Origin of the sequence: Dysosmobacter segnis, assembly GCF_014297285.1 — a bacterium.
In the GTDB taxonomy this organism is placed as follows: domain Bacteria; phylum Bacillota; class Clostridia; order Oscillospirales; family Oscillospiraceae; genus Oscillibacter; species Oscillibacter segnis.
Genome location: NZ_JACOQI010000002.1, coordinates 110,684 through 123,450, shown reverse-complemented (window position 1 = coordinate 123,450; position 12,767 = coordinate 110,684). Strand labels below are relative to the sequence as shown.

Here is a 12,767-nt window from a genome sequence, read left to right as displayed (position 1 = left end):
CTCCTTGCGGAAAACGGTATGCTGTGGTAAGATATATCAATCAACTGAAATGAATGGAAGGATCAGGAAATGCAGGCTTACACATACGTTGAAAAGGGAAAATTTGCATTGCTGGAAAAGCCGAAGCCGGTGCTGCTGCATGAGCGGGACGCCATTGTGAAGGTGACGCTGGCCAGCATCTGCTCCAGCGATCTGCACATCAAGCATGGCAGCGTTCCCCGGGCCGTTCCCGGTATCACGGTGGGACATGAGATGGTGGGCGTTGTGGAATCGGTGGGCAGCGCCGTGACCCATGTCAAGCCGGGGGACCGGGTGACGGTGAATGTGGAGACCTTCTGCGGTGAGTGCTTTTTCTGTAAGAAGGGCTTTGTGAACAACTGTACCGATGAAAACGGCGGCTGGGCCTTGGGCTGCCGCATTGACGGCGGCCAGACGGAATACGTGCGGGTACCCTTCGCCGATCAGGGCCTGAACAAAATTCCAGACGGCGTCACCGATCGGCAGGCTTTGCTGGTGGGGGATGTCCTCGCCACCGGCTTCTGGGCGGCTCGTATTTCTGAGATCACAGCGGAGGACACCGTGTTGATCCTCGGAGCGGGCCCCACCGGAATTTGCACGCTGCTCTGCGTGATGCTGAAACAGCCGAAGCGCATCATTGTCTGCGAAAAGGATGAGAGCCGAGTCCGCTTCATCAATAAGCATTATCCGGAGGTGCTGACGGTCTCGCCGGACGAGTGCCTGAATTTTGTACGCACAAACAGCGACCACGGCGGCGCGGACGTGGTGTTGGAGGTGGCCGGCGCGGAATCTACCTTCCGTCTGGCCTGGGAGTGCGCGAGACCCAACGCCATCGTGACGGTGGTGGCACTGTATGACAAGGCCCAGGTTCTGCCGCTGCCGGATATGTACGGCAAGAACCTCACCTTCAAGACCGGCGGCGTGGACGGCTGCAACTGCGAGGAAACGCTGCGTCTCATCGCGGAGGGGAAACTGGACACCGAGCCGCTCATCACCCACACCTATCCCCTCAGCAGGATCGAAGAGGCCTACGAGCTCTTTGAAAACCGGCGAGACAACGTGATCAAGGTCGCGGTGGAGTGCTCATGATCCCATGCGGGAACCACTGGCCCAACTGTCGCCCTGTTGCGATCCGATACAGAGACTAAAAAGGCTTGCTGTCAATCGACAGCAAGCCTTTTTGCGTTGGCGGCCAAAACGAGGGGGCTGCACGATTCTTTTTTGAAAGAGACACGTACCGGACTTTTTGCGGACTTCTGTTTGGGATTGGCTTCGATTTCTTACGCCCTCTTTTTCGGAATCAGCAGCAGCCGTTCGCAGGGGATCTCAGATTCCTGTTCCAACTGATTTGCTGCTAAAATGTCCGCGATGGTGGTGTTGTAGCGCTTTGCCACCTCCCATGCGGATTCCTGCCTGCCCACGCAGCGCAAAATCAGGGATGGCGCGTTGGACAGGTCCTTGGGCGTACTTTCGTCCAGCACGGCGGAGGCTACGCACAGCTTGCGGCACCGGCCGCAGACCTCCACCTGAAAATCAACCGGGAATCGGACCTCGATGCCACGGTCTCCCAAAGTTCCCTGAATTTCCTCCCCACAGAAGGCACGGGCGGACACGGTACAGTCCTTTGGCAGCTCCATGGGGCAGCAGACGTCGATGCAGCGCTCTGCCGACAAACAGGCGCCCCCCTCGTCCAGATACAGCGCCCGGACCGTCACCGCCGTCCGCAGCTGAGTAATTTCTCCCTCCCGGCTGACGGACACCGCCCCGCAGTCGGCGCACAGGGACAGCACTGCCTCCGCCGCCACGCCGATCTCCAGCACCTCCCGGACGGTCTGACGCCGGGTCACGGACTCGTACAGGCTGCACAGATCCAGTTGACTCGGCTCATAGCGGATCTCGTAGGCGGTGGAGTAGAGGTCCGTCAGCAGCGTGACCTCCCGTGTCTCCCGCAGAAAGGCCATGGTGTGATAGTAGACCGTCACGGACAGTTGGCGGCCCTCGTCATCGGAGCCGTCGATCTGAATGTCCGTCCCGGTGATCCGCAGGCGCATGGACACCTGGGTATTTTCCTCTGTGCTATCCGTCTCCATGATCTGTGAAAAGGGCAGTTCCGCGCTGGCGGAGGCCAGCTGTCCGCCGATGGTGCGGTACAGTGCGGAAACCAAAAAGACCCCCTTGAAGATCAGCTTGTTGCCAATGGCCTTAGTCTCCGTCATGATGCCGTTGGCCCGGCAGTGGAGCAGCTCCGCCGCACCCTCCCGGCCCAGCGACAGGGACATGGTCTCCGAAAAAGTCAGATCCTTTTCCGCCACCTGCCGCAGCAAAGACACCGTCTGCCCGCAGCACCGCTTTTCCACCAGCAGCGCCGGGTCCGTCTCCGCGTCGGAGGAGATGGTCAGGCATACCTTCCGGCAGCCGGCCAGATGGGTCACCAGCTTGCAGCGGGTGAAGATCTTCCGGGGATTCAGCATCCGGCTTTCCAGCAACTCGATCTCCGTCTCCACCACTACATGGGCGCACCCGGCCAACCCTTCCCCTTGCGCCGAAAAGGGCATGGCGAATTCCAGTGCCCGGACGCCGGACTCATTCTCCGGCGTGTAGAGGACCGTCACCCGGACGGTGCCGGTGACGCCGTCCTGCTCTGTGCCGCCGTGAAGGCAGACCACGCCCTCCGCCGAAATGATCCGGGCGATGTCCGGGCAGTAATCCGGAACGATGGTCTCCGCGGTCTCCTCCTGCGTCAGCGTCTGCGGCTCTCCTAACTCGTATGTATCCAGACACTCCTTTTTTAATTCCAGTTCCATGTGGGTATCCTTCCTTTCCGCTCAGTGTACTTCAGTGCAGTTTATGAGCGGCGGGGACCCCTTATGCCTGGATTCTGAACAGCTTCCGCAGTAGTCCCCGCATGGCCTTGGGCGCCTTCCACACTACGATATTCATACCCCTCTCCTTTCTACCGCTTCCAGCAGGCACAGCCGCTGGCGATCAGCAATGTTGCCACCAGGAACATCAACAGTCCCGTTGGAAAAATGGCCGCGATGAGGATGCCTGCCCCCATGGCGATGGCGAATATTCCAATGATGCAGTTCCGTCCTCCCCGAAACACCCGGCTCCGCCTCCTTTCCTTACAGCCCAATATATGACCGCACCCCTGTCCCCGGTTCCGGTTTTCTTCCGAAATCGGATGCGGATGCATGTGCTTTTTCACCGCTCCGGGGACCAAATGAGTGTGACCTCGATGGGGAGCTTTGCGATCGGCCGCAGGTCGGCTTGCAGCTGCACCTGAAATCCGGACCGATGCGGTTTTAAATATGGTGTGTGTCCTGTCATAAAAATGGCCGCTGATGGCATAAGCTGTTCCAGAAGAAATGCTTGGGGGAGGGGATCGGATGTCCGGAAAAAAGAAACCGGCGGGAAAGCAGATCGCTTTGTGCTTGCTGCTGACGGCGGCTGTGGACGGCTTGGGTGTCCTGCTGGTGACGCTGCTGGCGGTGAAGGGGATCGTGGGGGAGGACAGGGTCCCGCAGGCGCTGGGGGCGCTGGCCTTCTGCGCGGCCTTCGCCGGGGGACTTCCGGCAGGGAAGGGGAGACTGGGTCCGGGCGGGAGTCTGCTGAATGCGGGGGCCTTCGCCCTGCTTCTGATCTTGCTTTGCTTCGGCGGCTGGGGCGAGGGGATCGCGGTCCGGGGGCTGATCCTGCTGGCTCTGATCCTGCTGGGCGGGCTGCTGGCGGCGCTGCTCTGCGGAAAGGTGGGGAAGCGGTCCAACAAGCGATTGGTGAAATCTCACAAAAAGCTGCGTTCCGTTTGAAAAAGCGCCGTCCGGTGGGGCGGCGCTCCTTTTTTTCGGTGTGGTCAGATATGGGAAGATTCTGCGGGGGATAGACACTACATCTTGCGTAAAATGAGAGAAAAGGTGCTGTTTTATGCTGTGATTTACGAGGTTTACATAATACAGTTTACATAATATTTTAGCATAAACGCCGAAAAACAGGTATTTTCTGGAAACACCTTGCGAAACGGCGCCATTTGAATTATATTTGAATGAGAAAAGTTTTACGTCAACCGCAACATAAATCTTGTCCCACTTTCATAGGCTGGGGTGAGGTGATGCGGTTTGAAATGGAATCGTGCGGAACGATGGACAGACCCCAGCCGGCTGCACAGCCTGCTGCTGGCGGTTTTCTTTTTTCTCGGGATCGGCGCGGGTGTTGTCTGCGCCGGACGGATCTCCGGGGATGTGGAACGGGAACTGACCACGTACCTGACGGATTATCTGGCCTTGGCGCAGAGTCAGGACCTTGGAATTTCCGTGGTTTGTTCTCTGACGCTGCTCTATCTGCAAGGACCGGTTTTGGCGTTCCTATGCGGCGTCTGCTCTGCGGGAATCCTGTTGCTGCCGCTGCTGGCGGCTGCTGCGGGCTTTTTTCCGGCCTATGCGGCGGGGTGCCTGACGGCTTCCTTCGGCGGGCGGGGCCTGCTGCTGGCGCTGGCCTTTTTCGGCTTTCGCTGTCTGGTCACGGTGCCTTGCTTTTTTCTGCTGGCGGCGCCTGCGATGGGCCGGGCCGCCGCACTGCGTGGACTGTCCCGGGGGAGACGGTGCGCCGCGTTTTCCGCCTGCGGCCGTGGTTGTTGGCTGGGCTTCGGTATTGTGTGTTTGATTTTGTGTCTGGGCGCGTGGATAGAACTGCGGCTGTCGCCGTTTCTGCTCCGCGCGCTGCTGGAACGATTTTTTTAGGAAGGGAGTTGACGGAAATGGATGATATTGCCCGTTTTGGTGCGTATTTGTCCGATGAAAAGCATTCCTCCCGGAACACCGTCAGTTCCTACCTCCGGGATACGACCCAATTCGCTGAGTATTTACATAATTACTGCGACATAGACCTGCGGGAGGCGGACAGCGCGGCAGTCCAGGACTACATGGACTGGATGCTGAGCCACGGGAAGTCCGCCGCCTCCGTCACCAGGTTTCTGGCGTCCGTCAAGTCCTTTTACAGCTATATGGTGGCTGCCGGGGAGTTGAAAAAGAACCCGGCACAGGGGGTGGCCGCCGCCAAGGTGGAGCGGAAATACCCGGAGATCCTCACAGCCAAAGAGGTGGAGCTATTTCTGGAACAGCCGGAGTGCGTGGACGCCAAGGGCTTCCGGGATCATGCCATGCTGGAGCTGCTGTACGCCACCGGCATCCGGGTCAGCGAACTGATCGCACTGGACATTGGGGACCTGAACCTGCCGGCGGGCTTTATCCGCTGCTCCAACGGCAAAAAGGAGCGGATCATCCCCCTGTATCACGGCGCGGTGAAGGCGCTTCAGGATTATATCAAGGGCGTCCGGCCCCAGCTGATCGCGGACACGGAGGAAACGGCCCTGTTCGTGAACATGAACGGCGAGCGTATGAGCCGTCAGGGTTTCTGGAAAATCATCAAGCACTATCAGGAGAAGGCGGGCATCCAGAAGGACATCACCCCCCACACTCTGCGCCATTCCTTTGCGGTGCATTTGCTGGAAAACGGCGCGGACCTCCGGGCCATTCAGGAGATGCTGGGCCACGCGGATATTTCCTCCACCCAGATCTACACCCACGTCATCAAGAATCAGCTCAAGGACGTCTACCAGAAGGCGCACCCGAGAGCATAAGCGCAAGCGTAACAACCGGCAGGGCAGAAGCCCCGCCGGTTTTTTCTAAAAATATTTCGCTTCGTGAGAACAAAACGGGGCACATCTCCGTCTAATAGACAAAAGAGAGCAGAGAGGAGGCGGTCTCTATGGATCAGCAGGAATTTGCCGACCGGACAGAAGCCATCAAAACCCGGCTGTACCGCACGGCGTATCTCTATCTGGGCAGTGAGGCCGACGCACTTGAGGCGGTGGATGAGACGGTATACCGGGCGCTGCGGAGGCTGAAGCAGCTGCAAACACCGGCGCTTTTTGAGACCTGGATCACCCGGATCCTGATCAACACCTGTCAGGACGAGCTGCGCCGCCGGAGGCGGTTCCATCCCGGCGGGGCGGACGCGCTTCCGGATACCGCCGGGCCGGACGATTACGAGCATCTGCCGCTGAAGGAGGCTATCCGCCGATTGCCGGAGGAGCTGAGCAGCGTAGTGATCCTGCGGTTTTTCTCCGGGTACACCCAAGCGGAGACCGCCGCCGCACTGAACATTCCGCAGGGGACTGCGGCCACCCGCCAGAAACGGGCGCTGGCCCTGCTGAAATTGGAACTGGGAGAGGAGGGACAGGTATGAACCGCATGGACGAGTACGCCGCCCTGTTGGCGGAGCTGGAACAGACCCCGGAAGAACTAAATAATACGGTAAATAAAGCACTGAACAGGGAAAATACTTTACAGAAAAAACGGCGATTTTTCGGTACTTCTCTGGGCGGTCTGGCGGCCTGCTTCGCGGCATTTGTGCTGCTGGTGAACCTGTCGACGCCCTTCGCCCGGGCCTGCGGACGGATCCCTCTTCTGGCGGATCTGGCCAAGGCGGTAAGCTGGTCTCCCAGCCTGTCCGCCGCCGTGGAGAATGACTATGCGCAGCCCCTCCGGCTGTCCCAATCGCAAAACGGCATCACGGCCCGGGTGGAGTACCTGATCGTAGACCGGAAGCAGGTGGACGTATTCTTCTCCATCCAGTCTGACGATTACGCCCATCTGGATTTAGACCACCCAACGCTGACGGTGCCGGGGGAGCAGGAGGGATACAGCACATCTCTCAGCAGCTATGGCATTGAAAACGGCGACCTGATCGACTTCCGGATCGACTTTATGAACCGGGATGTACCGGACTGCCTGACCATGACCTTCGGCGTTTATGACAACAAGCATCTCTATGAGAACCAAACACCCCCGGCGCGGTCCAACGTGGCCGACTACGGCGACGAGCTGCTGTCCGATAACCCGAAGGAGCAGCGGGAGATTTTGGCTACCTTTACCTTTGAGCTGCGCTTCGACCCCACCTACACGGAGCAGGGGACGGTCATTGATGTAGGAGAGACCTTCCTGTTGGACGGCCAATCCGTAACGCTGACGGAGGCGGAAATCTATCCCACCCACCTGCGGCTGAACTTTGACTATGACCCCGCCAACACCGCATGGCTGACGGAGTTGAACTTCTATCTGGAAAACGAGCGGGGAGAGCGGTTCAACGGCATTGTCAACGGCATTTCCGCCACCGGAAACCCGGACGATCCCTCCACGGATTCCGTCTGGCTGGACAGTCCCTATTTCTCCACAGGGGAACACCTGACCCTCCATGTCACCGGGGCTTCCTGGATCGACAAGGGACAGGAGCGGGTGAAGGTAGATCTGGCAAAGGGCATGATCGAGAACCCGCCCCAGGGCGTCCGTCTGGAATGGGCGGAGAAGCGGGATGCCGGCTGGGTGGTGTCCTTCAGCGCTGGGTATCGCTGGGAGAAAACGATGCATTACCAGATCTGGAAAAACCGTTTTTATGACGAGGACGGCACGGCCCATGACATCAATCAGCGGGGTGCATCCAGTTCCCCCATGATCTTGGGCGAGATCTCCGGCGCGGAGCTGGAATCTTACGAGGCCGCCGAAAAAGCCGCGAAAGAGGAAGGACGGTACTTTGAGACCTTCGGCCTGAAGGACTGCACGGCGGACCGCGTGTGGCTGGAGCCCTGCTGGACCCGGATCACCGACAGCACCGCTCAAGTGGTCATCAAATAAACGGAAATCAAACAAGCCAAGCGTGCGTGGTTTTCCACGCACGCTTCAGCGTGTCGAAAAAGTCTTTTCTCCCCGCTGAGCAAGTTTTCAGAACTTCATAAAAGTTCTGAAAACTTAGGATTTTAATGGCGCGGGACACCCCTCTTGGGTTTCCCGCGCACACCCTTTCTTACCGTCGCGGAGAATTTACTACTTTATCGACAGTCTCAAGCGTGCGTGGTTTTCCACGCACGCTTTTCCGTTCTCCGCATAGACTGGCGGGAAAGGGGAGTCCGTCTATGCGTTTCGCGCTCTATGACCGGCGGGCCGCCGTGCTGTACGCCCACCGCTGGGCCTACGGCCGGAATCCCGTCTTTTATGACTACGAGCATTTAGGGGGCGACTGCACCAACTTCGCCTCCCAGTGCATTTATGCCGGCAGCGGCGTGATGAACTTCACGCCCACCTTCGGCTGGTACTATATCGACCCGGACCAGAAGGCCCCGGCGTGGACCGGCGTGCCCTACCTCTATAACTTCCTCGTCCGGGAGGAAAAAACCGAAGGCCCGGCGGCCCGCCCCTGTGAGCTGGGGGATCTGCGCCCCGGCGACCTGATCCAGCTCTCTTTTGACGGAGAAAACTTCCGCCATACGCCGGTGGTAGTGTCGGTGGGTTGGCCGGTGACACCGGAAAACGTGCTGGTGGCCGCCCACAGCTACGATGCGGATAACCGGCCCCTCAGTACCTATTCGTATCAGGATATTCGCTTTTTGAAGATTTTCGGCGTCTGGCACCCATAAATGGGTTGACATTTCCCGGGAAATCCGATACAATGAAGCCCGTTACAGTGATGATGCGGAGAAGTAAGCGGATCGGTTCTGCCAAGAGAGCCCCTGTATGGTGGAAAGGGGAGAGAACAGCCGCCGAACTACACCGTGGAGCTGGCACCCAAACGGCCCTTCGGCTCAGTAGGCGTGCTCCGGGTGCGCCCGTTACCGCGCTGCCGTGTGATGGCACGGCGTGAGGCCGCGTTCCGTGAGGGGGCGGCGAACCAGAGGTGGTACCGCGTATTTACGCCCTCTGTCCGAAAGGACAGGGGGCTTTATTTTATCTCTGTCCGAATCAAACATGGAAAAGGAGAACAACAATATGGGTATTTACGAAGAACTGCAGGCCCGTGGCCTGATCGCGCAGGTGACCAACGAGCCGGAGATCCGGGAAATGGTCAACACCGGCAAGGCAACCTTCTACATCGGCTTTGACCCCACGGCGGACAGCCTGCACGTGGGTCACTTCATGGCCCTGTGCCTGATGAAGCGCCTGCAGATGGCGGGCAACCGCCCCGTCGTGCTGGTGGGCGGCGGCACCGGCTACATCGGCGACCCCTCCGGCCGCACCGATATGCGGAACATGATGACCCCGGAGACCATCCAGCACAACTGCGACTGCTTCAAGCGCCAGATGGAGCGTTTCATCGACTTCGGCGAGGACAAGGCCATCATGGTCAACAACGCCGACTGGCTGCTGAAGCTGAACTATATCGATCTGCTGCGGGATGTGGGTGCCTGCTTCAGCGTCAACAATATGCTCCGGGCCGAGTGCTACAAGCAGCGCATGGAAAAGGGCCTCAGCTTCCTGGAGTTCAACTACATGATCATGCAGAGCTATGACTTCTACTACCTCTTCCAGCACTACGGCTGCAATATGCAGTTCGGCGGTGATGACCAGTGGAGCAACATGCTGGGCGGCACGGAGCTGATCCGCCGCAAGCTGGGCAAGGACGCCCACGCCATGACCATCACCCTGCTGCTCAACAGCGAGGGCAAGAAGATGGGCAAGACCGCCAGCGGCGCGGTGTGGCTGGACCCCAACAAGACCACTCCCTTCGACTTCTACCAGTATTGGCGGAACGTGGGCGATGCCGACGTGCTCAAGTGCATCCGCATGCTGACCTTCCTGCCCCTGGAGCAGATCGACGCTATGGACGCCTGGGAGGGCAGCCAGCTCAATCAGGCCAAGGAGATCCTGGCCTACGAGCTGACCAAGCTGGTCCACGGCGAGGAGGAGGCCAACAAGGCTCAGGAGGCCGCCCGCGCCCTGTTCGGCGGCAGCGGCAGCAGCGAAAATATGCCCGCTACCCAGCTGCCGGAGGCCCGGTTTACCGATGGTAAGATCGGTGCCATCGAGCTGCTGGTGGCCTGCGGCCTGTGCGCCTCCAACGGCGAGGCCCGCCGGCTGATTCAGCAGGGCGGCGTGGCTGTCAATGATCAGAAGGTGGCGTCCATCGATGTGACCTTCGATCAGGCGCAGTTCGCCGGAGACGGCGTGGTCATCAAGAAGGGCAAGAAGGTCTTCCACAGAGCCTATACCGCCTGATGCTGACGAAAAAGCTGTAAATTCTTTTAAAAGTGCCGCTGTTCATGAGAACAGCGGCACTGAGGCTGTCGATAAAGAGATAAATTTCCGCAACGGTAAGGTAGGGCAGCCGTTAGCGGCTGCGCCGCTTTACGGATGCCGCATACCCCTTGCGGGTAAAGGGTGTGCGCTGGACTGCGCCCGCAGGCGCGTTCCGGAGTGCAACCGCCGAAGGCGGCTCTTAGTGCGGAGATCACTCAAGAAGGGATACACCGTCGGCTCAAGCCAATCAGTGGATACTTCATATTCGCTGATTGGGAGCCTTCCTCGAAACAGGCTTGCTTGATCCGCCACCGGCGGCGCTTCGCCTGTTTCCCTGCGCCATTGAAATCAATATTTTCAGTGCTTTGTAAAAGCTCTGAAAATGGCCTCAGCGGGGAGAAAATTTTTCGACACGCTGAGTGCCGCTGTTCGCAAGAACAGCGGCACTTTTCCCGGGAAAAGAAGCTCAGGAGGTCTGCTCCGGCAGCAGATCCCACGATGAAAGGGCCAGCTTCAGCCGCTCCACGCTGGCGTCGGTGGGGGGGCAGAGAGGGAGCCGCAGCTCCCCGGCCTCCAGACCCATGAGGTTCAGGGCGGTTTTTACCGGAATGGGATTCACCTCGCAGAACAGCGCGTCGCACAGGGGCTTCAGCTTTAATTGCAGTCTGCCCGCCGCGGAGAAGTCATTGGCAAGGCAGAGGGCCGTCAGCCGGTGCATTTCTGCGGGGAGGACGTTGGCCACCACGGAAATGACCCCGGAACCGCCCAGCATACAGATGGCGGCGGTCTCATCGTCATTGCCGGACCAGATGGCAAAATCGGCAGGGCAGAGGTTCCGGGTTTTTTGGATTTGGCTGAAATTCCCGCTGGCCTCCTTGACACCTGCGATGTTGGGGTGTTGGGCCAGCTCCGCATAGGTCTCCGGCTGGATGTTGACCCCGGTGCGGGAGGGGACGTTGTAGAGGATGATGGGAGTGCCCACGGAATCCGCAATGACCTTGTAGTGCCGCAGCAGACCTTGCTGGGTTGCCTTGTTGTAGTAGGGGGTGACGATCAGCAGACCGTCCACGCCGAGGCGCTCCGCAGCCAGGGCGTTTTCCCGGGCTACCTGAGTATCGTTGGCGCCGGTACCGGCGATCACCGGCACGCGCCCCGCCACCCGGTCCACGCAATAGGCGATGGTCTCCATGCGCTCCTTCTGGGTCATGGTGGCCGCCTCTCCGGTGGTGCCGCAGACGATGATGGCGTCGGTGCCGCCGTCGATCTGCCGGTCAATGAGCCGCCCAAAGGCGGGAAAATTCACCGCCCCGGCGTGAAACGGCGTCACAATGGCCACACCAGAACCTGTAAAGAGAATCTCCTTCACAACAAAATACCTCCCTTTTCAACATGAAAAAGCGGATGCCTGCTTTGGCATCCGCTTTTGTGCAATTAAGTTGTTTACCTTTACACCTGCTGAATATAGCCATTTGCGCACAGCAATTCTGCCAACAGAACAGCACCCCCGGCGGCCCCACGAAGGGTATTGTGGCTCAGCCCGACAAATTTGTAGTCATACTGGGTATCCTCCCGCAGACGGCCCAGAGACACCGCCATGCCCCGCTCCAGCATCCGGTCCAGACGGGTCTGGGGGCGGTCCGGTTCCTCAAAATAGTGGAGAAATTGCTTGGGGGCGGAGGGTAACTGCAATTCCTGCGCTGGGCCCCGGAATGCGGCCCAATCCACTTTGATCTGCTCCATGGAGGGCTTGCAGCCGTCCTTGAATTTCATGAACACTGCGGCCATGTGGCCGTCCTGACAGGCTACCCGGAAGCACTGGGCGGTGATGGCGGGCCCCTCCGCCTTGACGATCCTGCCGTTTTCCACCCGGCCCCACAGCTTCAGCGGCTCCTGCTCGCTCTTTTCCTCCTCGCCGCCGATGTAAGGGATGCAGTTATCCACCATCTCAGGCCAGCGCTGGAAGGTTTTCCCCGCGCCGGAGATGGCCTGATAGGTACACACCAGCGCACGTTCCAGACCGTATTTCATCAGGGGATGAAGGGCGGGGACATAGCTCTGGAGGGAGCAGTTGCTCTTGACGGCAATGAACCCCCGCTTGGTGCCCAGCCGCTTTCGCTGGGCCTCGATGATCGCCAGATGCTCGGCGTTGATCTCCGGCACCACCATGGGCACATCCTCTGTCCAGCGGTGGGCGGAGTTGTTAGAAACGATGGGACATTCCAGCTTGGCGTAGGTTTCCTCCAGCGCCCGGATGGCGTCCTTTGGCATATCCACGGCGCAGAAACAGAAATCCACCATACCGGCCAGCTTCTCCGCGTCCGCCTCAGCGTCCAGCACCGTCAGGGACTTTGCGGCTTCGGGGCAGGGAATATCCAGAGCCCAGCGGTCACAGACGGCCTCCCAGTAGGACTTTCCCGCGCTTCTGGCGCTGGCAGCGATGGCGGTGAGCTGGAACCAGGGATGGTTTTCCAACAGGGTCACAAACCGCTGGCCCACCATACCCGTACCGCCGATGATGCCGACCTGATACCGTTTCATAGCAGATTCCTCCTTCGGGTCCCGGGAAATCGTCGATACCGGTTGAATCCGGGGCCAATGTGTATTATAATAATTAAGATATGTACGTCCATGAGATGTGTTTTTGTACCGCGGACATTTGTCTATATAATAGCAGACAGATCCTCT

Annotated in this window: 12 protein-coding genes; 8 read left to right on the top strand and 4 right to left on the bottom strand. The window is 59.1% G+C overall.

The annotated features are described in order from the left end of the window. The first annotated feature begins 69 nt into the window (after positions 1-69). Positions 70-1,107, top strand: coding sequence for an alcohol dehydrogenase (locus H8Z83_RS02840; protein WP_187013664.1), 1,038 nt, complete (start codon positions 70-72; stop codon positions 1,105-1,107). Between the two features lie 191 nt (positions 1,108-1,298). Here the strand turns inward: H8Z83_RS02840 and H8Z83_RS02835 are convergent, their stop codons facing one another. Continuing rightward, positions 1,299-2,822 (bottom strand): DUF3794 domain-containing protein, encoded by a 1,524-nt coding sequence (locus tag H8Z83_RS02835; protein WP_187013663.1) that lies wholly within the window; start codon positions 2,820-2,822, stop codon positions 1,299-1,301. Positions 2,823-2,971: 149 nt separating this feature from the next. Then, positions 2,972-3,124 (bottom strand): hypothetical protein, encoded by a 153-nt coding sequence (locus tag H8Z83_RS02830; RefSeq protein ID WP_187013931.1) that lies wholly within the window; start codon positions 3,122-3,124, stop codon positions 2,972-2,974. A 283-nt stretch (positions 3,125-3,407) separates the two neighbouring features. Here H8Z83_RS02830 and H8Z83_RS02825 point away from each other — a divergent pair, with 283 nt between their 5' ends. The 7 genes from H8Z83_RS02825 to tyrS all read left to right on the top strand — a co-directional run bounded on the left by H8Z83_RS02825 (position 3,408) and on the right by tyrS (position 10,061). Next, the gene (locus H8Z83_RS02825) at positions 3,408-3,827 is read left to right on the top strand and encodes a hypothetical protein (protein ID WP_187013662.1); all 420 of its coding nucleotides are present in this window, start codon (positions 3,408-3,410) and stop codon (positions 3,825-3,827) included. Between the two features lie 306 nt (positions 3,828-4,133). Further along, the gene (locus H8Z83_RS02820) at positions 4,134-4,754 is read left to right on the top strand and encodes a stage II sporulation protein M (RefSeq protein WP_187013661.1); all 621 of its coding nucleotides are present in this window, start codon (positions 4,134-4,136) and stop codon (positions 4,752-4,754) included. 17 nt (positions 4,755-4,771) lie between these two features. Continuing rightward, entirely contained in the window at positions 4,772-5,653 is an 882-nt protein-coding gene (gene xerD / locus H8Z83_RS02815) for a site-specific tyrosine recombinase XerD (protein WP_187013660.1), read from the top strand. A gap of 128 nt (positions 5,654-5,781) precedes the next feature. Then, a complete protein-coding gene (locus H8Z83_RS02810) occupies positions 5,782-6,261 on the top strand; it encodes a sigma-70 family RNA polymerase sigma factor (RefSeq protein WP_187013659.1) in 480 nt (159 codons plus the stop codon). After that, entirely contained in the window at positions 6,258-7,706 is a 1,449-nt protein-coding gene (locus tag H8Z83_RS02805; RefSeq protein ID WP_187013658.1) for a DUF4179 domain-containing protein, read from the top strand. The genes H8Z83_RS02810 and H8Z83_RS02805 overlap by 4 nt, the downstream gene beginning before the upstream one ends. A 278-nt stretch (positions 7,707-7,984) precedes the next feature. Beyond that, complete coding sequence (locus H8Z83_RS02800; RefSeq protein ID WP_187013657.1) at positions 7,985-8,485, top strand: amidase domain-containing protein; 501 nt, start codon at positions 7,985-7,987, stop codon at positions 8,483-8,485. A 349-nt stretch (positions 8,486-8,834) separates the two neighbouring features. After that, entirely contained in the window at positions 8,835-10,061 is a 1,227-nt protein-coding gene (tyrS, locus tag H8Z83_RS02795) for a tyrosine--tRNA ligase (RefSeq protein ID WP_187013656.1), read from the top strand. Between the two features lie 487 nt (positions 10,062-10,548). Here tyrS and dapA read toward each other — a convergent pair whose 3' ends face one another. Both dapA and asd read right to left on the bottom strand, forming a co-directional pair. After that, a complete protein-coding gene (dapA, locus tag H8Z83_RS02790; RefSeq protein ID WP_187013655.1) occupies positions 10,549-11,448 on the bottom strand; it encodes a 4-hydroxy-tetrahydrodipicolinate synthase in 900 nt (299 codons plus the stop codon). A gap of 80 nt (positions 11,449-11,528) precedes the next feature. After that, on the bottom strand, positions 11,529-12,620 hold the full coding sequence (gene asd / locus H8Z83_RS02785) for an aspartate-semialdehyde dehydrogenase (protein ID WP_187013654.1): 1,092 nt from the start codon (positions 12,618-12,620) through the stop codon (positions 11,529-11,531). Between the last annotated feature and the right edge of the window lie 147 nt (positions 12,621-12,767).